Annotated in this window: 22 protein-coding genes and 2 pseudogenes; 18 read left to right on the top strand and 6 right to left on the bottom strand. The window is 72.6% G+C overall.

Annotated elements, in window-relative coordinates:
* Positions 1-75: 75 nt before the first annotated feature.
* The 5 genes and pseudogenes from AB5J73_RS45785 to AB5J73_RS45765 all read left to right on the top strand — a co-directional run bounded on the left by AB5J73_RS45785 (position 76) and on the right by AB5J73_RS45765 (position 3,809).
* Positions 76-1,083 (top strand): permease, encoded by a 1,008-nt coding sequence (locus AB5J73_RS45785; protein ID WP_370973539.1) that lies wholly within the window; start codon positions 76-78, stop codon positions 1,081-1,083.
* Positions 1,080-1,262 (top strand): annotated as a pseudogene (locus AB5J73_RS45780) (TIGR03943 family protein); the annotation flags it as partial. The gene AB5J73_RS45785 and the pseudogene AB5J73_RS45780, both read left to right, overlap by 4 nt.
* Positions 1,263-1,592: 330 nt before the next feature.
* Positions 1,593-2,114, top strand: a pseudogene (locus tag AB5J73_RS45775) (TIGR03943 family protein); the annotation flags it as partial.
* 45 nt (positions 2,115-2,159) lie between these two features.
* Entirely contained in the window at positions 2,160-2,966 is an 807-nt protein-coding gene (locus tag AB5J73_RS45770) for an alpha/beta fold hydrolase (RefSeq protein ID WP_370966042.1), read from the top strand.
* A 9-nt stretch (positions 2,967-2,975) separates the two neighbouring features.
* Positions 2,976-3,809 carry a helix-turn-helix domain-containing protein gene (locus AB5J73_RS45765; protein ID WP_370966040.1) on the top strand — a complete coding sequence of 278 codons (834 nt, stop codon included), beginning with the start codon at positions 2,976-2,978 and terminating at the stop codon, positions 3,807-3,809.
* Between the two features lie 13 nt (positions 3,810-3,822).
* Here AB5J73_RS45765 and AB5J73_RS45760 read toward each other — a convergent pair whose 3' ends face one another.
* Together AB5J73_RS45760 and AB5J73_RS45755 are read right to left on the bottom strand one after the other, a co-directional pair.
* Positions 3,823-4,236, bottom strand: a complete 414-nt coding sequence (locus AB5J73_RS45760; RefSeq protein WP_370966037.1) for a Fur family transcriptional regulator — start codon at positions 4,234-4,236, stop codon at positions 3,823-3,825.
* Complete coding sequence (locus AB5J73_RS45755; protein ID WP_370966035.1) at positions 4,236-4,595, bottom strand: ArsR/SmtB family transcription factor; 360 nt, start codon at positions 4,593-4,595, stop codon at positions 4,236-4,238. The genes AB5J73_RS45760 and AB5J73_RS45755 overlap by 1 nt, the downstream gene beginning before the upstream one ends.
* A gap of 266 nt (positions 4,596-4,861) precedes the next feature.
* On the opposite strand from AB5J73_RS45755, the gene AB5J73_RS45750 reads away from it, so the two are divergent.
* From AB5J73_RS45750 to AB5J73_RS45695, 12 genes are all read left to right on the top strand, one after another.
* Complete coding sequence (locus tag AB5J73_RS45750) at positions 4,862-5,950, top strand: hypothetical protein (RefSeq protein WP_370966032.1); 1,089 nt, start codon at positions 4,862-4,864, stop codon at positions 5,948-5,950.
* Entirely contained in the window at positions 5,951-6,589 is a 639-nt protein-coding gene (locus AB5J73_RS45745; protein WP_370966029.1) for a class F sortase, read from the top strand.
* A 170-nt stretch (positions 6,590-6,759) separates the two neighbouring features.
* On the top strand, positions 6,760-7,401 hold the full coding sequence (locus tag AB5J73_RS45740; protein ID WP_370966026.1) for a class F sortase: 642 nt from the start codon (positions 6,760-6,762) through the stop codon (positions 7,399-7,401).
* A gap of 83 nt (positions 7,402-7,484) precedes the next feature.
* Positions 7,485-8,873, top strand: coding sequence for a glycine--tRNA ligase (locus AB5J73_RS45735; RefSeq protein ID WP_370966023.1), 1,389 nt, complete (start codon positions 7,485-7,487; stop codon positions 8,871-8,873).
* Between the two features lie 94 nt (positions 8,874-8,967).
* Positions 8,968-9,900, top strand: a complete 933-nt coding sequence (locus AB5J73_RS45730) for an ABC transporter ATP-binding protein (protein ID WP_370966021.1) — start codon at positions 8,968-8,970, stop codon at positions 9,898-9,900.
* The gene (locus AB5J73_RS45725; protein WP_370966019.1) at positions 9,897-10,637 is read left to right on the top strand and encodes an ABC transporter permease; all 741 of its coding nucleotides are present in this window, start codon (positions 9,897-9,899) and stop codon (positions 10,635-10,637) included. The genes AB5J73_RS45730 and AB5J73_RS45725 overlap by 4 nt, the downstream gene beginning before the upstream one ends.
* A gap of 24 nt (positions 10,638-10,661) precedes the next feature.
* Complete coding sequence (locus AB5J73_RS45720; protein WP_370966017.1) at positions 10,662-11,858, top strand: sensor histidine kinase; 1,197 nt, start codon at positions 10,662-10,664, stop codon at positions 11,856-11,858.
* On the top strand, positions 11,855-12,460 hold the full coding sequence (locus AB5J73_RS45715; protein WP_370966015.1) for a DNA-binding response regulator: 606 nt from the start codon (positions 11,855-11,857) through the stop codon (positions 12,458-12,460). The genes AB5J73_RS45720 and AB5J73_RS45715 overlap by 4 nt, the downstream gene beginning before the upstream one ends.
* Before the next feature lie 32 nt (positions 12,461-12,492).
* Entirely contained in the window at positions 12,493-13,146 is a 654-nt protein-coding gene (locus AB5J73_RS45710; protein WP_370966012.1) for a YdcF family protein, read from the top strand.
* Positions 13,147-13,180: 34 nt separating this feature from the next.
* Complete coding sequence (locus AB5J73_RS45705) at positions 13,181-14,455, top strand: deoxyguanosinetriphosphate triphosphohydrolase (RefSeq protein ID WP_370966009.1); 1,275 nt, start codon at positions 13,181-13,183, stop codon at positions 14,453-14,455.
* A 466-nt stretch (positions 14,456-14,921) separates the two neighbouring features.
* Positions 14,922-16,001 (top strand): serpin family protein, encoded by a 1,080-nt coding sequence (locus AB5J73_RS45700; RefSeq protein ID WP_370966006.1) that lies wholly within the window; start codon positions 14,922-14,924, stop codon positions 15,999-16,001.
* A complete protein-coding gene (locus tag AB5J73_RS45695; RefSeq protein ID WP_370966004.1) occupies positions 15,998-17,809 on the top strand; it encodes a glycosyl transferase in 1,812 nt (603 codons plus the stop codon). The genes AB5J73_RS45700 and AB5J73_RS45695 overlap by 4 nt, the downstream gene beginning before the upstream one ends.
* A gap of 4 nt (positions 17,810-17,813) precedes the next feature.
* Here AB5J73_RS45695 and AB5J73_RS45690 read toward each other — a convergent pair whose 3' ends face one another.
* Positions 17,814-18,494 carry an alpha/beta fold hydrolase gene (locus AB5J73_RS45690; protein WP_370966001.1) on the bottom strand — a complete coding sequence of 227 codons (681 nt, stop codon included), beginning with the start codon at positions 18,492-18,494 and terminating at the stop codon, positions 17,814-17,816.
* 49 nt (positions 18,495-18,543) lie between these two features.
* On the opposite strand from AB5J73_RS45690, the gene AB5J73_RS45685 reads away from it, so the two are divergent.
* Positions 18,544-19,077 (top strand): DinB family protein, encoded by a 534-nt coding sequence (locus AB5J73_RS45685; RefSeq protein ID WP_370965999.1) that lies wholly within the window; start codon positions 18,544-18,546, stop codon positions 19,075-19,077.
* Here AB5J73_RS45685 and AB5J73_RS45680 read toward each other — a convergent pair whose 3' ends face one another.
* The 3 genes from AB5J73_RS45680 to AB5J73_RS45670 form a co-directional block, all read right to left on the bottom strand.
* Positions 19,078-20,490 (bottom strand): protein kinase, encoded by a 1,413-nt coding sequence (locus AB5J73_RS45680; RefSeq protein WP_370965997.1) that lies wholly within the window; start codon positions 20,488-20,490, stop codon positions 19,078-19,080.
* A 63-nt stretch (positions 20,491-20,553) separates the two neighbouring features.
* Positions 20,554-20,904, bottom strand: coding sequence for a VOC family protein (locus AB5J73_RS45675; protein WP_370965994.1), 351 nt, complete (start codon positions 20,902-20,904; stop codon positions 20,554-20,556).
* A gap of 51 nt (positions 20,905-20,955) precedes the next feature.
* Complete coding sequence (locus AB5J73_RS45670; protein ID WP_370965992.1) at positions 20,956-21,405, bottom strand: MarR family winged helix-turn-helix transcriptional regulator; 450 nt, start codon at positions 21,403-21,405, stop codon at positions 20,956-20,958.
* Between the last annotated feature and the right edge of the window lie 21 nt (positions 21,406-21,426).

Here is a 21,426-nt window from a genome sequence, read left to right as displayed (position 1 = left end):
GACCGTATCCGGCCGTTCGCGGCCCGTGCGGGTCACTTCCTGTCGGTGGGCCCTGGCATCATCGTCGTCGTGAACATCGTTTCCACTTCCGGCACCGAGCCCGGGCGGCGCACCCGCCGCTTCCGGATCAGCTCGGTCGAGGTGCTGTGCGCGATCCTGCTGGTCGCGATCCTCGGCCAGGGCTGGCTGCAGCAGCTGTTCGACGTGCCCGCGCTGCGCACCGGGTCGACCGTGTTCGTCGCCGTCTGCGTGCAGGCGCTGCCGTTCCTCGTGCTGGGCGTGCTGATCAGCGGGGCCATCGCGGCGTTCGTGCCCGCCCGCGTGCTGGAGAAGGTGCTGCCCCGCCGGTCCGGTGCGGCGGTCGGCGTGGCCGGGCTGGCCGGGGTCGCGCTGCCGGGCTGCGAATGCGCGTCGGTGCCGGTGGCGCGCCGGCTGATGGGACAGGGCGTGGCGCCGGCCGCGGCGCTGACGTTCCTGCTGGCGGCGCCGGCGGTGAACCCGGTGGTGCTGGTGGCCACCGCGGTCGCGTTCCCCGGCAAGCCGGAGATGGTGCTGGCCCGCTTCGCCGGCTCGCTGGCGACAGCGGTGGTGATGGGCTGGCTGTGGGCCCGCTGGGGCAAGCTCGAGTGGATCGCTTCGCGGGCGCTGCGGCGGCTCCCGGAGGTGGCGAGCGGGCAGCGGTGGCGGGTGTTCGCCGAGACGGCCCGCACGGACCTGGTGGAGGCCGGCGGCTTCCTGGTGCTGGGCGCGCTGATCTCGTCGGCGCTGAACGTGCTGGTGCCGGCCAAGTGGTTCGGCGTGCTGGGCGACCAGCTCGTGCTCGGCGTGCTGGTGATGGCGGTGCTCGCGGTGGTGCTGGCGCTCTGCAGCGAGGCGGACGCGTTCGTGGCGGCGTCCCTGACGGCGTTGCCGCTGCTGCCGAAGCTGGTGTTCCTGGTCGTCGGCCCGGCGGTGGACGTCAAGCTGTTCGCCTTGCAGGCAGGCACGTTCGGCCGCTCGTTCGCGATCCGCTTCGCCCCGGCGACGTTCGCGGTGGCAACGGCCTGCGCGGTCGTGGCCGGACTTCTGGTGGGTGTGGCGTGAAGCGCGAAACGCAGAACATCCTGCTCCTCCTGCTGGGCGGCGCGTTGATCAAGATCGCGGTGAACGGCGACTACCTGCGCTACGTGAAGCCGGCCCAGCAACCCTGGATCATCACGGGCGGCGCGGTGATGGTGCTGCTGGGAGCGGTGGCGATCGTCCGAGACCTGCTGTCCGCCCGCACCGGCGGCGCCCCTTCGCACTCGCCGGGCTCCCTGGACGACGACCACGCACCCCCGGCCGGGCACGGCACGGCCCCGCCGGTCGAGCCGGAGTCTTCGGCGGCTCTGGACGGTGATGACGGGCATGCCCACTCGACCCGGCCGGCGTGGCTCGCGGCCGGGCGCGGCAGGGCCTCGTCGGCTGAGCCGGAATTCTCGACGGCCCTGGGCGGCGGCCACACACCCCCGGCCGGGCGCGGCACGGCCTCGTCGGTCGAGCCCGACTCCTCGGCGGCCCTGCAGAGCGGCCACGCACACCCGGCCGCCCCGGACACCCCAGCGGCCCCCGACGACGGCCACGGCCACACCCACTCCGCCCGCCCGGCGTGGCTGCTGCTGGTCCCGGTACTGGCGGTGTTCCTCGTCGCACCCCCGGCCCTGGGCGCCGACTCGGTGATCCGCACGGAGGCGCGGGTCCCGGCGAGCGCCGCGGCGGCCAACGCGGCGTCGTTCCCCCCGCTCCCGGCGGGCGACCCGGTCCCGTTGGCGGTCAACGAGTTCGTCAGCCGGGCGGGCTGGGACGCAGCGGGCACCTTGAACGGCCGCACCGTCGCCCTGACCGGGTTCGTCGTCCACACCGATGGCGGCACCTTGCTGGCCCGCCTGGTGATCAGCTGCTGCGCGGCCGACGCGTTCCCGGTGACGGTCCGCCTCCGCGGCGGCGAAGCGGACCACCTCGCGAGCGACGCGTGGATCCGGGTGACGGGCCAGGTCGTCCCCGGCACCGCGACGAGGGCGAACAGTTACACGCCGGACTTCACCCCGGAGTCACTGGCGACCGTCCCGGCCCCGAAAGATCCTTACGAGTACTGACATTCGTCCAAGACGGACGGCCGGCGGCGTCCTAGCGTCCGGCACATGAGTGTTCACGAGAGTGCGTACGCGCACGGGATGCACGTGGTCCACAACGGTCCGGGGCAGGCGCCGCCCCTGGTGCTCATCCACGGATCGGGCGCTTCGGGTGCCTCCTGGGGGCCGGTGGCCGGGATCCTCGCCGCCCGGCACCACGTCATCCGGGTGGACCTGCCGGGGTGCGGCCAGTCCCCGCCCGCGCCGTCGTACGCGGTGCCCGGGCAGGCCGCTCGCGTGGCCGCGCTGCTCGACGACCTCGGGTTGCGGCAGGTCGCGGTGGCCGGGCACTCCAGCGGCGGCTACGTCGCGACGGCGCTGGCGGAGCAGCGCCCCGAGCTGGTGCGGTCGCTGGCGCTGGTCAGCACCGGACCGAGCCTCGGCGCGCTCCTGCCGCAGCCGTGGATCATCCGGGCGCTGCTCGCGCCGCCGTTCGGCCCGCTCCTCTGGGCGCGGCGTTCGGACGCGGTGATCCGCAAGGGAATCCGCGCGACGACCGCCCGGCCGGTGGACGTCCCGGACGACGCCGTCGCCGACCTCAGGAACATCGGCTACCGCACGTTCCGGAAGATCCTGCGCGGCAATTCCGCCTACATCGCCGAGCGGAGCGTCCCCGAGCGTCTCGCCGGTCTCGGAAAGCCCGTGCTGGTCGTGTTCGGTGCGGCGGACCCGCGCTGGGACCCGCGGTCGGCGCACCAGTACGACGCGGTGCCGGGCGCGCGCGTCGAACTGCTCCCCGGCGTCGGGCACGTCCCCCTCTTCGAAGCCCCCGGACCGACGAGCGAACTGCTGCTGCGCTTCGCCGCGCCGGCCTAAGCTGCGTACGTGCTGCCGACCGGCTGGAAGTGGGCGGACGTGGAGGTCGCCGTGCCGCGCCCGGGCACGCGGCTGCCGGGCGTCACGATGGCCGGCTTCCGCCAGCGGATCCGCGGGGACGTCGGGATCACGATGGTCGCGCACCCGTCCGTCACCCTGTTCCTCGACCTGAGCGAGACGGGCGGCATCGTCCGCGAAGCCGGCGGAACGCGCCGATGCGGCAGCTTCGTCGCCGGGCTCCTCCCCGGCCCGCTCCGAACCGGCGGTCACGAGGGCGCGTGCCTCCAGATCCGGCTGTCCCCGGTGGTCGCGGCCGCGCTGCTCGGCGCTTCGGCCGAGCTGACCGGCACCGTGGCCACCCTGGAGGAGGTCTGGGGCCGCGACGCCGGACGCGTCGAGGAGCGGTTGCGCGCGGCTCCGTCCTGGGACGAACGCTTCGCCATCGCGGCGGACATCCTCGCTCACCGGATGGCGGCCCGCCCGCGCGTCGAGCCGGAAGTGCTCCACACGTGGCGCCGGACACTCGCCGCCCGGGGCCGCGTCGGGGTCGAGGGCCTGGCCGAAGAGGTCGGCTGGAGCCGCAAGCGCCTGTGGTCCCGCTTCGGCTCCCAGCTGGGCCTGACGCCCAAGCGGGCAGCCCGGCTGGTGCGCTTCGACCACGCGGCCCACTTGCTGGCCGCCGGCCACCCGGCGGCGGCGGTCGCCGCCCGAAGCGGCTACGCGGACCAGTCCCACTTGCACCGCGAGGCCAGGGCCGTGGCGGGCCTGACCCCCACCGAGCTGGCCACCGCCCCCTGGCTCGCCATCGACGACGTGGCCTGGCCGGCCGGCCCGCGAACGTGATCGAGGCGGTCGGCTAGTGCTCCGCGCACGTCCCGGTGATCTCCACCGTGTGCGAGATCTCCGAAAACCCGTGCTCGGCCGCGATCTTCTCCGCCCACCGCTCGACCGCCGGCCCCTCGACCTCCACCGTGCGGCCGCACCGGCGGCACACCAGGTGATGGTGGTGGTGCGCGGAACAACGCCGGTAGATCGCTTCGCCGGAGTCGGTGCGCAGCACGTCGATCTCGCCGGCCTCGGAAAGGGACTGCAGGGTGCGGTAGACCGTCGTCAGGCCGATGCCGTCGCCGCGTTTGCGCAGCTCGTCATGCAGTTCCTGGGCGGAGCGGAAGTCGTCGACGGTGCTCAGCAGCTCGACGACCGCGGCTCGCTGCCGGGTCGATCGGCGCCCGGGCACCGGGGCCTGGCTGCGCGGCGCGGCGGGGTTCATCACTTTCCTTCCTGCACGTGGGCCACGGCGTCGACCACGATGTGCGCCAGGTGGTCGTCGGCGAGCCGGTAGACCACCTCGCGGCCGCGGCGTTCGCCCTGCACCACCCCGGCGGTCTTCAGCACCCGCAGGTGCTGGCTGATCAGCGGCTGCGCGACGTCGAGGGCGTCCACCAGCTCGTGGACGCACCGGTCGGCGGCCCGCAGCTGCAGCACGATCGCGATCCGGACCGGCGCGGCCAGCGCGCGCAGCAGATCGCCCGCGTCCGTCAGTACCGAGGGTGACGGGTGGACCGGCGCCGACCCCGGCGTGCACTCCGCGAGGCCCGGCTGGGCGCCACTCCCGGTCACCGTCGCCATGCCCGCCTCCACCCTGCCCGTCCGGACCATGAATTCCGTAGTCATTGCCGATAACGGCCCCGCCCATCCTAGTGTTCCCCCGGACGGGAGCCCCGCCCGGCGCCGAGCTGCGGGGTACGGCTGGTCGTATTACCCCGTTCGGGTGAGTTCGTGGGATATTGGCTCTTCGGCTTCGCATGTAGTGGCCGACGGTGCAAGGTTGTCGCGGAGCGTTTCGTCGCTTCTCGTCCGCCGGCGCCGCGGCCGAGCAGATCCAGTGGGGAGACATGACCCGTTTCGCAACGAAAGCAGCCGCGCTGACGGCTGTGGTGTTCCCGCTGGTCGGAGTGGGTCTGGCCGGGGCGCAGACGCAGGCCGTCGACGAGAAGACCGGGCCGGTCTCGTTCGCGAACATCGCGTCGGTCCGGATCGGCGGCGAAGGGCAGCGCGGCGGCGCCCTCATCACCGAGACGCAGCGCTCGCCGCTGTTGCCAGGCCAGTCGAAGCTCGGCACCGACCGGGTCACCGTCCCCAAGGACGACGGCGAGCGTGCGACCTTCGGCGGGCACTACCAGATCGACCTGGGCCGCTACAGCCCGTCGCAGGACCCGTACCCGCCGGGTGTCGCGAGCCGCGACCACAACGTCGTCGCGGCGTTGCAGGCGACCACCGTGCCCACCGCCGTCGCGGAGACGAACTACGCGCTTCGCGACGTCTGGCAGGAGGCGGCGAAGCCGGCCGACAACACCGTGCTGGTACTCGAAGGCGCGAAGTCGGCGGTCGACTGCACCGGTCCCGCCAAGCTCACCGCCACCACGTCCGTCGCGCGGCTGTGGGTGCGCCAGGCCGGCGGCGCGCTCGGCATCGTCCCGGTGCCCGGCGGCTCCGCCGGCCTCCAGCTGACCAACCTGCGGCTCGGGCCGCCCGGCGACATCACCAACGCCGACAAGGCCACCACGGTCTCCGACCTCAAGCTGACCCGCGTCGGCACGTTCGACCAGCTGATCCGGCAGGACGGCTGGCGCGGCGGCGACTTCACCGCCGTCGCCGGCTGGCGCGTCGAAATCACCACCCACGTCAAGGACGCGCAGGGCGCGGCGCTGCAGGACGTGCAGACGAACATCGTGCTCGGCGGGGTCAGCTGCTCGGTCCCGAAGGGGTTCGTCGCGAAGGCGGGCAACCAGGCGGGCGGCACGAGCGCCTCGCAGGCGGCGGTCCCGACGCAGGTCCCGGCCGGTTACCTCGGCGCGGCGGCCCCCGCGACCGACGGCGACGGCTCCCGCGTCCCGCTCGGCATCGGCTTGCTCTTCGGCGGCGTGTTCTTCGCGGCGGTCGCGCTGCTGCTCGGCCGGCGGCGCAAGACCGGGACGGACTAGGTGCTCCGCACCGCGCTGGCCGCCGTCGCGGCCGCGCTGGCCGTGGCGGCGTTCGCGGCCGGGATCGTCGTGCTGACCTGGCTGCCGCCGACGTCGGCGCCGCTGGCGGCACCACCGCCCGGCGCGCTGCCGGGCGAGAACGCGGCCCCGGCGGTGCTGCCCGCGGACAGCGAATCGGCGGCCCAGCAGCGCCCAGGCACGGTCCGCCTCCCCGGCGGCGCGACCGCGCGGCTGGTCCGCACGGAACTGACCGACACCGGGGTCCTGCCGATTCCCCGCGGCCTGTCGGACGCGGCCTGGTGGGGCGCGAAGCTGGGTGCGGACCGCGGCGCGGCGCTGCTGTCGGGCCACGTGAACTGGGAAGGGCAGCGCGGCCCGTTCGACGAACTGTGGCGCACCCGGGCCGGCGACGAGGTGAGCATCGTCGACGCCCGCGGCGGCCGCTGGGTCTACCGCGTCGACGAGGTGGTGACGCTCCCCAAGGAAGCGCTCCCGCAGCAGGCCCAGCGCTGGTTCAACCAGACCGGCCCCCACCGCCTGGTCCTGGTCACCTGCGGCGGCGACTACGTGGGCGGCACCGAGGGGTACGACGAGAACCGCCTGGTCACGGCGAAGCTGGTGACCCGCCCGACCGGCTGAGCCCGGCCAGTCCCACCGCCGCTCCCTGCGCGCGCAGGACCGGCTCGCCCAACGTCATGAACGACTCGTTCATGACGTCCGCCGGGCCGGGCCGATCCCGGTGCAACCTCCCGGGCCCGCCGCGGCATGTGTTCCTTCGCCAACTCATCCGAGCGAAGGAGCCCGACCCCATGCAGGAGCAGAACCCGGCGGAACGGAAGAAGGGCTCCGGCCGCTGGTGGATCGTCGGCGTCGCCGGCGCTTTCGTCGTCGCCGCGCTGGTCGCCGCCCTGCTCATCTTCACCGGAAAGGATGAACCCGCGGTCGCGAACGGCGCCGGGACGCCCACCGCGACGAGCCAGCCCGCCGAACGGGAAGACGCCGGTCGCGACCCCGTGAACCTGAGCCTGCCCGGCGGCGGCACCGCGAAGCTCGTCCAGGAAGACCTCGACGCGAACGGCGCTTTGAAGATCCCCGAAGGTCTCGGCGAAGCCGCTTGGTGGGGCGCCAAACTGGGCGCCGACCACGGGGTCGCCCTGCTCTCCGGCCACGTGAACTGGAAGGGCAAGAAGGGTCCCTTCATGGAACTCTGGCAGGTCAAGCAGGGTCAGGAGGTCAAGCTGACCGACACCGCGGGCGGCGCCTGGGTCTACCGGATCGACGCCACCGAGACCGTCCACAAGACCGACCTCGCCGGCCGCTCCGAGCAGCTCTTCGACCCCGATGGCCCGCACAAGCTGCTGCTGGTCACCTGCGGTGGCGAATACGTCGGCGGGACCGAGGGCTACGAGGACAACCGCGTCGTGACGGCGTCGCTGGTGTCGCGGCCGTAGCCTGCGCGATAACCGCTGGGCCCCGGCGGATACCCTGGACGTTCTAGTCCGATAACCGTCCCCGCATGCTTCCGGAGCGTGGAGTGCCCACGAACACCATCGATACCGTAGTCAGCCTGTGCAAGCGCCGTGGTTTCGTCTTCCCCAGCGGGGAGATCTACGGCGGTACCCGCTCGGCGTGGGACTACGGACCGCTCGGGGTCGAGCTCAAGGACAACATCAAGCGCCAGTGGTGGAAGACCGTCGTCCAGGGCCGGGACGACGTCGTCGGCCTCGACTCGTCGGTGATCCTGCCGCGGCAGGTGTGGGTGGCTTCCGGGCACGTCAACGTGTTCACCGACCCGCTGATCGAGTGCCTGTCCTGCCACAAGCGGTTCCGCGCCGACCAGCTCGCCGAGGAGTACACCGCGCGCAGCGGCAAGGAGACGACCGAGGACGACCTGTCCGACGTCCCCTGCCCGAACTGCGGCACGCGCGGCAAGTACACCGAGCCGCGGGACTTCAACATGATGCTGAAGACCTACCTCGGCCCGGTCGAGTCGGAAGAGGGCCTGCACTACCTCCGCCCGGAGACCGCGCAGGGCATCTTCGTGAACTTCTCCAACGTCCAGACGACGTCGCGGAAGAAGCCGCCGTTCGGCATCGGCCAGATCGGCAAGTCCTTCCGCAACGAGATCACGCCGGGCAACTTCATCTTCCGGACGCGCGAGTTCGAGCAGATGGAGATGGAGTTCTTCGTCGAGCCGGGCGAGGACGAGCGCTGGCACCAGTACTGGATCGACGAGCGCACGAACTGGTACAAGGACCTCGGTATCAAGGCCGAGAACCTGCGCCACTTCGAGCACCCGAAGGAAAAGCTTTCGCACTACGCGAAGCGCACCGTCGACATCGAGTACCGCTTCGCGTTCAACGCGGGCCAGGAGTGGGGCGAGCTCGAGGGCATCGCCAACCGCACCGACTTCGACCTGACCACGCACTCGAACCACTCGGGTCAGGACCTGTCGTTCTTCGACCAGGCGTCGGGGCAGCGCTACCGGCCGTTCGTCATCGAGCCGGCGGCGGGTGTCGGCCGGTCGATGATGGCGTTCCTGGTCGACGCCTACCACGAGGAAGAGGTGCCGAACGCCAAGGGCGGCACCGACACCCGCGTGGTGCTCAAGCTCGACCCGCGGCTTTCGCCGTTCAAGGTCGCGGTGCTGCCGCTGTCGCGCAACGCCGACCTGACCCCGAAGGCGAAGGAGGTCGCCGCGACCCTGCGCAAGCACTGGAACGTCGACTTCGACGACGCGCAGGCGATCGGCCGCCGCTACCGGCGCCAGGACGAGATCGGCACGCCGTACTGCGTGACGGTCGACTTCGACTCGCTCGAAGACCAGGCCGTGACCGTGCGCGAGCGCGACTCGATGTCGCAGGAGCGCATCGCGATCGACAAGCTCGAGTCCTACCTGGCGGCCCGCCTCATCGGCTGCTGAACCCGCCCGGGCCCGGGCACCCCTGACACCTGTCACGGTGAGGTCGTGACGCACGGTCTGGGGTCCCGGGCCCGCCGGGCGGCAGCCTGGGGGCATGCGAGAAACAGACATCCAGGCGGTGGCGGCGGGGGCCGCGATCCACCTCACCGGCCTGCGCAAGCACTACGGCGACGTCCACGCGGTCGACGGCCTCGACCTGACGATCGCCCCGGGCGAGGTGGTCGCCCTGCTCGGCCCGAACGGCGCCGGCAAGTCCACCACCGTCGACATGATCCTCGGCCTGACCACGCCCGGCGCCGGCGACGTCCGCGTGTTCGGGCGCAAGCCGATCGACGCCGTCCGCGCCGGGCTGATCGGCGCGATGCTGCAGGGCGGCGCCCTGATGGACGACCTGACCGTCGGCGAGACCGTCGGCATGGTCGCGGCGCTGCACCGCCGCCCGATGCCGGTCGCCGAAGCCCTGCGCGCCGCCGGCGTCGAGGAACTGGCCGGGCGCCGCGCGAACAAGCTCTCCGGCGGGCAGAAGCAGCGCGTGCGCTTCGCCGTCGCCCTGGTCAGCGACCCCGACCTGCTGATCCTCGACGAGCCCACGGCGGCGATGGACGTCGGGACCCGGCGCGAGTTCTGGCAGTCGATGTACGCGTTCACCGAGTCCGGCCGCACGGTCGTGTTCGCCACGCACTACCTCGAAGAGGCCGAAGAGTTCGCCGACCGCGTGGTGCTGATGCGCCGCGGCCGGATCGTCGCCGACGGGAGCGTCGCCGAGGTCCGCGCGCTGGCCGGCGGCCGCACCCTGCGCGCCGCCGTCCCGGGCGCCACCGAGGCGCTGATCGCCGCGCTGCCCGGCGTCAAGGAGTTCGAGCTGCGCGGCGACCGCGTCGCGATCTCCAGCGCCGACTCCGACGAGACGCTCTGGGCGCTCAAGGCCGCCGTCCCGGCCGTGCACGACGTCGAGATCGGGGCCGTCGGCCTCGAAGGCGCCTTCCTTTCCCTGACCGCCGACGAGACCGCGGAGCCCGTCCGATGAACGCCACCTACCTGCTCACCGAGATCCGCCGCAACTTCCGGGCCCCGCGGTTCCTGATCTTCGTCGTCGCCTTCCCGGTGCTGATGTTCCTGTTGCAGGCCAACGTCTTCACGAAGGCGGACGCGCCGGACCACGCCGCGATCGCCGCCGTGATCATGATCAACATGATGACGTTCGGGACGTTCGCCGCGGCCACGAACAGCGGGGCCCGGCTCGCGCTCGAACGCTCGGTCGGCTGGCAGCGCCAGCTGCGCCTGACCCCGCTGACCGGCACCGGTTACCTGGCGGGCAAAGGCATTTCCGGGATGCTCGTGGGGCTGCCCGCGCTGATCCTGGTGCCGCTGCTGGCCGTGGCGGTCGAGGGCGTGCACCTCGACGCCGCGGGCTGGGTCCGGATCTTCGCCGGCGTCTGGCTCGGCACGATCCCGCTCGTCCTGCTCGGGCTGCTGCTCGGCCAGTTCGGCACACCCGATTCGATGCAGCCGGTCACCATGATCGTCACCCTCGGCATGGGTTTCCTCGGCGGCCTGTGGATCCCGATCGAGTCGATGCCGGGCTGGATGCACGACGTCGCCCAGATCATGCCGACGTACTGGGTGCTGCAGGTGGCGCGGCCCGCGGTGACCGGCGACATGGTGGTGTCCCTGCCGACCGCGGCCGGCGTGCTCGGGGCGTGGGCGGTCGTGCTCGGAGCGCTCGTGATCAGGCGTTACCGTAAGGACAGCGCCCGCGTCTGAGGGCCGGAAGAACGAGGAACGGCGATGGCGAAGCGCAAGTTCGGGCTGAACAGCAAGGAATCCTGGTGGGAGGACCCGCTGCCCGACGCCGGGCGCCGCGGCGGCCCGAAGGGCCTGCGGTGGTCGGTCATGTCGGTGGTGTTCCTGCTGCCGTTCCTCCTCCCGGTCACGCGGGGTCTGCTGGCCGAGCCCGGCGTTTCGGTCCAGGCCGTGCTCACCGGCGTGCTGATCTACGCGTACGCGTTGTGCTACGCGATCTTCCCGTTCTTCTTCCAGCGGGAGCGCCGGGTGAAGCTGACCTTCGGGATCGTCATGAACGTCCTGGGGATCGGGACGCTCGCGACGACCAGCGCGAGCGCGTTCGTCCTGCTCTACGGCACGGCGGTGCTGGTGTTCCTGGTCCCGGCCGCCTGGTCGGTGATCCTGGACGTGGGCGCGCTGGCCGCCGGCGCCGTCGTGCTGCTGCTCGAGGGCCGGTTCCTGGCCGACTACGGCGACCTCATCACGGTCGGCTCGGTGACGCTGGCGATGTTCTTCATGGCCAACCTCGTCCGCGCGGTCCGGCGGCTGGAGCGGGCCAACGAGGAGATCGCCACGCTCGCGGTGGCGAACGAGCGCCAGCGCGTCGCCCGCGACCTGCACGACCTGCTCGGGCACAGCCTCACCACGATCACCGTCAAGGCGGGGCTGGCCCGGCGGGTGCTGGAGAGCTCCGGCGACATCCCGCGCACGGTCGAGGAGATCCGCGAGATCGAGAGCCTGACCCGCAGCGCGCTCTCCGACGTCCGCGCGACCGTTTCGGAATACCGCGAAGTGTCCCTGTCGGCGGAGCTCGTCGGCGCGCGGGCGGCGCTGCGGGCCGCGGAGATCGACGCGGACCTGCCGCACGCCGTCGACAACGTCCGGCCGGAGCTGCAGAACACCTTCGGCTACGTGCTGCGCGAAGCCGTCACGAACGTGCTGCGGCACTCCGGTGCGAAGCAGGTGGCCGTGCGGCTGGGCGACACCTGGCTGGAGATCGAAGACGACGGCCGGGCCGCCGACGTCGTCGCGGGCAACGGCCTGCGCGGGCTTTCCGAGCGGCTCGCCGCGGTGGGGGGCGCGTTGCGGACGTCCGTCCGGCCCGGGGGAGGATTGCTGGTGCGGGCGGAAGTCCCGCAGCCCGAACCGCGCGCGGCCGCCCCGGCCGTGCGCGCCGAACCCGCGGGAGGACTCGCTTGATCCGGGTGCTGCTGGCCGACGACCAGGCCATGGTGCGCGGGGCGCTCGCCACCGTGCTCGGGCTCGAAAGCGACATCGAGGTGGTCGGGCAGGTCGGCTCGGGCGACGAGGTAGTCGCCGCCGCTCGCGAGACGAAGCCCGACGTCGCCCTGCTGGACGTGCAGATGCCGGGCAAGGACGGCCTCGAAGCGGCGGCCGACCTGCGGGTCGCGCTCCCGTCGTGCCGGGTGATCATCTGCACGACGTTCGGCAGGCCCGGCTACCTGGCCCGCGCGATGGCGGCGGGCGCGGCCGGGTTCGTCGTCAAGGACGCCCCGCCCGAGCAGCTCGTCGAAGCCGTCCGGCGAGTCCACAGTGGACTCCGGGTGGTGGACCCCGCGCTGGCCGCGGAATCCCTGGCCACCGGGGCCAGCCCGCTCACCGGGCGGGAGCTGGACGTGCTGCGGGAGGCCAAGGACGGTGCCACGGTGGCCGACGTGGCGCGCGCCCTGCACCTGTCGGAGGGCACCGTGCGCAACCACCTGTCCGCCGCGATCGGCAAGACGGGGGCGCGGACCCGGGCCGAGGCCGTCCGCGTCGCCGAGGAGCGCGGCTGGCTCTGAGTGGGCCGGGGCGTTCTGACAAGATGGGGCGGGTGGGTACCGCTGAACGCACCAAACCGTCGCTCGCGAACTGGGCGCGCCGGATCGCCCTCGGCGTGGTGCTCGTGGTGCTCGCGCTCGTCGGCGGTACGGCGTTCCGGGTGTGGCAGGTCGCCCGCGAAAACGACCGGACGCCCGCCGACGTCATCGTGGTGCTGGGTGCGGCGCAGTACAACGGCAGGCCGTCGGACATCTACGCGGCCCGGCTGGTCAAGGCCAAGCAGCTCTACGACGCGGGCGTCGCGAAGACGATCGTCACCGCGGGCGGCAAGAAGGCCGAGGACAACTTCACCGAGGCGCGGGCCGGCCAGCTGTGGCTGACCCGGCACGGCGTCCCGGCGTCGGCGACCCTGGCCGTCGGCGAGGGCAGCGACACGCTGCGGAGCCTGCGCGCGGTCGCCCAGCAGGTCGAAGCCCGCGACTGGCACACGGCGGTGCTCGTCAGCGACCCGTGGCACTCCTTCCGCGCCCGGACGATGGCCGACGACCTCGGGCTGGACGCCTGGACGGCGCCGACGCACAGCGGGCCGATCGTGCAGGAGCGCGTCACCCAGGTGCGGTACATCGTCCGCGAGACCGGCGCGCTGCTCTACTACCGGCTGACCAAGACGCCGGCCGACGACCTGTTCGCCACCTTCCTGGGCTGAGCTTTTTGTCGGTGCTCCCGCCTAAGCTGGCCGGGTGGGTTACACCGAACACGACACCGCCCGCCTGCTCCCGGAGCCGGCGAAGGCCGCGGCGCTGCCCGGCGCCCGGGCGGACGGGCGCAGCGCGTTCTCGCGCGACCGGGCCCGGGTGCTGCACTCCGCCGCGCTGCGGCGGCTCGCCGGCAAGACCCAGGTGGTCGGGCCGGGGGAGGGCGCCGAGGTCACCGGCGTCCCGCGCACGCGGCTGACGCACTCGCTGGAGGTCGCGCAGATCGGCCGCGGCATCGCCGAGGAGCTGGGCGCTGACCCGGACCTGGTGGACACCGCGGGGCTGGCGCACGACATCGGCCACCCGCCGTTCGGCCACAACGGCGAGCGCGCGCTCGACCAGGTCGCCGCGGCGTGCGGCGGGTTCGAGGGCAACGCGCAGACGATCCGCATCCTCACCCGCCTGGAGCCCAAGCTCCTCGGCCCCGACGGCGCCCCGGCGGGCCTCAACCTGACCCGCGCGTGCCTGGACGCGACGACGAAGTACCCGTGGCCCCGCAAGCCGGGCACGGCGAAGTACGGCGTGTACCCGGACGACACCGCGGTGTTCGCGTGGTTCCGCGAGGGCGCGCCCGAAGAGCGCACCTGCCTGGAGGCCCAGATCATGGACTGGGCGGACGACGTGGCGTACTCGGTCCACGACGTCGAGGACGGCGTGCTGGCCGGCCGGATCAAGCTCCGCGTACTGGCCCACCCGGACGAGCGCGCGGCGGTCGCGGAAGCCGCGGCCAAGCACTTCTCGTCCCAGTCGGTGTCCACATTGGAGAACGCGGCGACGGAGCTGCTGGCCCTGCCCGCGGTGGCGGCCCTGGCGGAGGCGGAGCCGGACGGCTCACCGGGCGCCCAGGTCGCGCTGAAGAGACTGACGAGCGAACTGGTCGGCCGCTTCACGACAGCGGCGGTCACAGGCACCCGAGCGGCATTCGGCACGAGCCCCTTGAGCGGTTACGGCGCCCGGCTGGCGGTCCCGGAACAGGTGGCCGCGGAGGTGGCGCTGCTGAAGGCACTGGCGCTGCGGTACGTGATGAGCGACCGCCGAAGGCTGGCGATGCAGGAGGGCCAGCGCGAGCTGCTGGCGGAGCTGGTCCACGCACTGGCCCGCCGGGCACCGGAGTCACTGGATCCGCTGTTCGTCCCGGCTTGGAACGCGGCGAAGGACGACGCGGGGTTGCTGAGGGTGGTGATCGACCAGGTCGCTTCGCTGACGGACGCGCAGGCCCACGTGTGGTACTCGTGGCACGTGACCCGCTTGCACCGCTGAGCGTCGGTGATTCGTTGGGGCCGCGGTGGCTTTCGCGGGCGGCCGGGTCGGCCGCTTCGGCGGGCGCCGGGGCGGCGCTCGGGGCCTACGTTGGCTCCGCGAGGGTGGCGGCTCCCGGCCTGGGCCGACTCGCGGAGGTGCGTGGCCGGCGACGGTCCGAGTCGGCGCTCCCAGCTTGAGCCGGCTTAGCGGGGGTGCGGCTGGGGTAATGGTGTGGGCCGGCGGTTCGGGCGGGCCCATTCCCGCGAGCCCGGCGGCGGGCCAGCGTGCGAAATGAGCGCGCGCGAGCCGGAGCCATCCGCCGCTGCGAGCTGGGGGTTCCGCTCACCGGTGGTGAGGCCGCCGGGCATTCGGGGGAGCCGCACTAGCACCCTTCTCCGCGTCGGCCGGCGGGGGATTTGTCACCGGTGGGCGGAGTTGCGCGTGGCCGCCCGGTGGGGTGGGGCGTTCCGGTAGTCTCGCCCGCATGGCCACGGACAGCCACCTCCGGTTCGCCCTCGCCGTTCACGGGGCCCTCGGTGCCGAGGGCGGGAACAGCTGTTTCTCGCCGTATTCGGTGGCCAGTGCGCTCACCCTCGCCGCGCTCGCCGCGCGGGGGCGGACCCGTGAGGAGCTCGTCGCCCTGGTCGGGGAGCAGACCGGTCTGCTCAAGGAGGCCGCCCGGCTCGGGGAAGAGCGTGGTGAGCAGCCCGAACTGGCCGTCGCGAACACGCTGTGGGCCGACGACCGGCTGCCGCTCGAGGACTCCTTCAAGAGCGAACTCGCCGGGTGGCCCGGGGCCGCCGTCGCCAGTGCGCCTTTCGAGCGGGAACCCGAGGCCGCGCGGGCGCTGATCAACGACGATGTCGGGCAGACCACGCGGGGGCTGATCCCGCAGCTGCTGCCGCCCGGGTCGATCGATCGGGACGTCGCCGCCGTGCTGGTCAACGCGCTGTACCTGAAGGCCGCCTGGAAGCTGCCGTTCCGCGAGGCCAACACCTCCGACGCGCCCTTCCACGCGCCCGCCGGCACCCGGGACGTGCCGACCATGTGGCTCAGCGAGAGCGTCGGCTACGCGCACGCGGACGGCTGGCAAGCCGTGCAGCTGGCCGGGGGCGGTGGGCTGCAGGCGGTCGTGCTGCTGCCCGACGGCGACCTCGCCGACGCCGAAGCCGCGCTCGACCAGGCGAAGCTGGCGAGCCTGCTCGGCGAAATCCGCTTCAAGCCGGTGGAGCTCGCGCTCCCGAAAGTTTCGCTCGACGTGCCCAGCTCGCTGACCGGCGTGCTGCGCGGGCTCGGCGTGCGGACGATGTTCACCGACGAAGCCGACCTGACCGGGCTTTCCCCGGATCCGCGGCTGACCGTCTCCGAAGTGCTGCACCAGGCGGTGCTGCGCGTCGACGAACAGGGCTTCGAAGGGGCCGCGGCGACCGCGCTGACGATGCGGCTCACCTCGATGATCATCGACGAACCGGTCGTCGTCACGGTCGACCGGCCGTTCCTGCTGCTGGTCCGGCACGCCGCCACGGGTGCCCTCTACTTCTTCGCCAGGGTGGTCGAACCGTGAGCTTGAAGTCCGAAGCCGTCCCCGAGCTCGTCCCGCCCGCCCCCGAAGCACCCACCGGCCCGAAACGCTGGGCGTGGCAGGACACCGCCATCGGCGGCGGCTTCCTGCTCTTCACGATCCTGCTCTACAACGGGCTCTGGTTCGACCTCAAGCGCGGCTACCTCTGGAACGGCGCGTCCGACCAGAGCCAGTGGGAGTGGTACTCGACGGTCGTCGCGAAGTCCGTGCTGCACTTCCAGAACCCGTTCACCACGGACCTGCAGAACTACCCGCTCGGCGTGAACATGGCGGCGAACGCGGCGATGTTCGGCCTGAACATCCCGCTCGCGCCGATCACGCTGACCTTCGGCGCGACGCTCACCTGGGCCATCGTCCTGACCGCCGGCCTCGCCGGCACCGCGTTCGGCTGGTACTGGGTGTTTTCCCGCCACCTGGTGCCGAACCGGACCGCGGCCGCGATCGGCGGCGCCTTCTGCGGCTTCGCCCCGCCGATGATCTCGCACGGCAACGCGCACCCGAACTTCGTCGTGCTGTTCGTGATGCCGTTCATCGCCCTCAAGACCATCCAGATCGCGCACGGCGAACGCTCGGTGCGCAACGGCATCGTGCTCGGCGTCCTCGTCGCGTGGCAGATCCTGCTCGGCGAAGAGCCGCTGGCGATCTTCGCGCTCACCTTCCTCGTCTTCGCGATCTCCTACCTGATCCCGCGCCGCGCGGAAATCCGCGGCATGCTGGCGCCGCTGGGCAAGGGGGTCGGCATCGGCGCGGTCGTCGCACTGCTCATCGCCGGATTCCCGTTGTACTGGCAGTTCTTCGGCCCGTACAGCTTCCACTCCCTCCTGCACGGTTCGGCGGGCAACGACACCGCGGCGCTCACGCGCTTCGCGACGCAGTCGATCGCCGGCACCCCGGAGGCGGCCGCGGACGTCTCGATGAACCGCACCGAAGAGAACGCGTTCTTCGGCTGGCCGCTCATCGTGCTCATGGTCGTGCTCACGATCTGGCTGTGGCGCGACGTCGTTTCGCGAGCGCTCGCGATCACGATGTACGTGATGGCCTTCCTTTCGCTGGGTGTCGAAATCACGGTGGCGCACCAGGACACCGGCGTCCCGGGGCTGTGGAAGTGGCTGGGCCAGCTGCCGCTGCTGGACTCGCTCATCGAGTCCCGGCTCGCGATGGGCTGCATCCCCGTGGTCGGCGGGCTACTGGCGATCGCGACGCACCGCGTCTGGACGGCGGCGGCCGAGCTGCCGCAACCGCTCGAAGGCAAACCTCGCTTTCCCTTGAAGATGCTCTGGATCGGCGCCGTCGTCGCCGTGCTGCTCCCGATCGCGCCGACGGAGCTGGTGACGCACCAGCGCCCGCTTTCGCCGCCCTTCTTCGCCGACGGCATCTGGCGCCAGTACATCGCTCCCGGCGGCTCGCTGGTTCCCGTCCCGCTGCCGAGCACCGGCGAAGCCGAGCCGCTGCACTGGCAGGTCGACGCCGGCCTCGGCTACCCGATGCCGGAGGGCTACTTCGTCGGCCCGACTTCGGCGGACGACCGCCGCGGCCGCTACGGCGCCGTCCCGCGGCCGACGTCGGACCTGTTCGCGGAGGTCGAGCGCACCGGTCAGGCCGCCGACGTCACCGAAGCGGACCGCACCCAGGCCCTGGACGACCTGCGGTACTGGAAGGCCGACGTGCTCGTGGTCGGCCCGCGGCAGAACCAGGAAGCCCTCAAGTCCACAGTGGAACTGCTGCTGCGCAAGCCCGCGGAGTTCGTCGGCGGGGTGTGGATCTGGGACGTGCGCCCGCTGACGCCCTGAGCGATCACGCCGCCGCCAGCAGGATCCGGGCCAGCTCTTCGGGTTTCGAGAACATCGGCCAGTGACCGGTGGCCAGCTCCACGAGCTCCCAGCGGTCGCTTTCCAGGAGCGCGACGACGTCCGGGCTCGGGGTGTCCCCGTCGAGCAAGCACTTGAGGTACGTCGCCGGGAGTTCGCCGAGCGGGCGGGAAAGCACGGCCGGATCGGTCAGCGACGCCGCCGGGTGCGGGGTCGAGCCGCCGACGATCCGGGCGATCGCCTCGCCGGAAAGCCCTTGCCCCGCATAGTCTTCCGCCGGCAACGGCGGCCAGAAGCCGCGCGCGGTGAGCTCCGCGACCCGTTCGGGGGACCAGTGCGAGGTGAAGGACTCGCCGGCGGTGGGCACGTTCGAGTCCACGAACACCACCCGGTTCAGCCGGTCGCCGATCCGTTCGGCCGCTTGGCCGGCCGGGATGCCGGAGTAGCTGTGCCCCACCACCACGACCTCGCGCAGGTCGCCGCGCTCGACGACGCCGACGATGTCCTGCACGTGGGTTTGCCCGCCGACCGGCTCGCCACGCCGCTCGGCCACGCCGGACAGGGTCACCGCGTGGGCGCCGTGGCCGGCCTCGCGCAGGCGCGGGACCACCTCGTCCCACGCCCACGAACCGAGCCAGGCGCCCGGTACCAGTACGAATTGAGCCATGATCGGAACCTAGCGGAGGGGTCCGACAATTTCGGTAGAGTCGGCGCCCGTGACCTCTGCGGACGACCAGGGCCGGCCCGAACCGCCCTATGACGGCGACGAAGCCGCGACCCTCCTCGGTTTCCTCGACTTCCACCGCGCGACCCTGGCCTGGAAGTGCGCGGGCCTGGACGAAGCGGGCCTGCGCGCGCGGGTGGCGCCGTCCACGATGACCCTCGGCGGGCTGCTCAAGCACCTCGCCTACGTGGAGGACAACTGGTTCTCGTTCGTGTGGTCCGAGCACGACCGGATGCCGCCGTTCGACGCGGTCGACTGGGCGGCGACCCCGGACTGGGACTGGGATTCCGCCGCGGACGACACCCCGGAGCAGCTTCGCCTGCTGTGGGAGGAAGCGGTCGAGCGGTCGCGGACGGCGGTGCGGGAGGCGAACGGCGACTTGACGCGGCGGGCCCGGCGCTCGCTGCGGGACGGCGGCACCCCGACCCTGCGCTGGATCCTGGTGCACATGGTCGAGGAGTACTCGCGCCACAACGGCCACGCCGACTTCCTCCGGGAGTCGATCGACGGCAGCACCGGCGAGTAGTCAGCGGCTCTTGGCGAGGGCGTCGGAGTCGATGCGCAGCTCGCCGTCCTGCACGGCGAGCCCGAGCACGTGCGTTTCGGTGCTGTCCGGGCGGCCGTCGCGGTAGTGCAGCCGGATCCGCGCGGTCACCGTGCTGCCCTCGACCGCGGGCGACCCGACGACCTCGGCACCGCTGAACTTGCTCCAGAACTTGTCGTAGCTGTCCCGCGTCCGCAGCCGCAGGTTCGGGCCGATCAGCTCCCAGCCGGCGGCGGTGTCCGGCATCAGCCCGTAGTAGTGGACGACGAACCCGGCGAGGTCGGCCGGGGCGGGCCGGCTCGCACCGGCCGTGGTCACCGCGACGGGCACGGTCGTCGACGCGGTCGTGCGGACCGGCACCGGAACCGGTGCGGCGAGCGGTGCCGGCGTCGGCGTCCCGGCCGGGGTCCGGGACAGCAGGGCGGGGAGTGCGAGCACGGTGCCGGCCCCGCCGAGCAGGAGCACGACGACGATCGTGAGCGCGATCAGCAGCCCGGTCCGCCGCGGCGCGGTCTCCGGTTCGAGCCTGGTGAAGGCCCGGGTCTCGGCCAGCGGAGCCACGTAGCCCAGCGGTGCCGTCGGCGAGCCGAGGGCGGCGTTCGCGCCCGCCGCGAGCGCCGCGGCGGTCGGGTACCGGTCGTCCGTGCTCTTCGCCATGCCCCGGGCCACGACGCCGTCGAGCGCCGGGGGGATCCCCGGGCGCAGCAGGCTCGGGCGCGGTGGCGCCTGGTTCAGGTGGGCGTGGAGCAGGGACGCCGCGGTCGTCGCGGCGAACGGCTTGGTGGCGGTCAGGCACTGGTGGAGCACGCACGCCAGGGCGTAGACGTCGACGCGCTGGTCGGGCCGGGCCCCGGTGAACCGCTCGGGAGCCATGTAGTCGAGCGTGCCGATCGCCGCGCCCGCGCCGGTCAGCCCGCTCGTCGACTCCTGCGACCGCGCGATCCCGAAGTCCACCAGGTAGGCGAAGCCGGTGCCGGTCAGGAGGATGTTCGACGGCTTGACGTCCCGGTGGACGACCCCTTCGGCGTGCGCGGCGGTGAGGGCCTGGGCGATCTGGCCGACGACGTCGACGGCGTCGGCCGGGTCCATCGGCCCGCGCGTGCTCAGCCGCGTCGCCAGGTCTTCGCCTTCGACGAGCTGCATGTCCAGGTACAGGCGGCCGTCGATTTCCCCGAACGAGTGAATCGGGACGATGTGCGGCTCGCGCAGCCGGGCCGCCGCGTGCGCTTCGCGGCGGAAGCGTTCGCGGAACTCCTCGTCGGCGGCGAGGTGGGGTGGCAGCACCTTCAGCGCCACCACCCGGTCCAGCCGGGTGTCGCGGGCGCGCAGGACTTCGCCCATGCCGCCGCGCGCGATCGGCCGTTCGATGAGGTACGGCCCGAATTCCGGGTTCACGGGGCTCCTTCGCAGGCGGACTACGCCACGGAGTCGCCGCGCGACCGGCACCGCGTTACAACGTCAGCCGCGGCGCTGGGCGATCTGGAAGACGTTGCCGAACGGGTCGCGGACCATCGCCCGCCGGTCGCCGTAGGGCTGGTCCACCGGTTCCTCGAGGCTCGTCGCGCCGCAGTCGAGCGCGCGGTGGTACGTGTCGTCCGCGTCGGCGACGTAGACGTAGAGGAATGCGGGGAAGAGCTCGCGCTCGCCTTCCGCGGACACCAGCAGGGGCGAGTCGCCGATGCGGATTTCGGCGGGCCGCCCGCTCTCGGTCTCGCCGGTGGCGCCGAACACCGTGCGCAGGAACGCGACGGCGGCGACGACGTCGCGCACCACCATCCGCGGGAGCACTGTCGGGTGAGCCGGGTTCATACCCGCCCACCCAAGCCGCTTCCCGGCGTGATCACAAGCCGGTGGCCGGTCTCAGCCGAGGACCTCGCCCGCGAGCCGGCTCAGGTAGCCCGCGAACCGTTCGCGGTCCTCGGCAGGCCAGTGCCCCACCAGTGCCTCGAACGCCTGCCGCTGGTGGGCTCGTGAAGCCGCGAGGAACTCCCGGGCCTCGCCGGTGAGCGTCAGCACCGCGCGGCGTGCATCGCGGGTCGACGTCGAGCGCGTCACGAAGCCGTCGCGGGCCGCTTCGGTCGTCATCCGGCTGGCCACCGAGCGGTCGATGCCCAGCTGGCGGGCCACGTCCGCGACGGTGACCTCGTCGGCTGCCGCGCCGTCGATCGCCTGGATGACGAAGAGGTTCGGCACCGTCCACGTCGGCGGCGCGTCGGCGGCGAAGCGCTCGACGACGTCCGGGGCCCACTGGCGGGCCCAGTGGCGGACCAGGCGGAAGAGGGCGGGGCCACCGTCGCTTGATGTGTGCACAACGCACGCTATAACGTGTGC

Source organism: Amycolatopsis sp. cg9 (assembly GCF_041346945.1).
Taxonomy (GTDB): domain Bacteria; phylum Actinomycetota; class Actinomycetes; order Mycobacteriales; family Pseudonocardiaceae; genus Amycolatopsis.
Note: the sequence above shows the minus strand (reverse complement) of the source record. Positions and strands in the feature narration are given on the sequence as shown.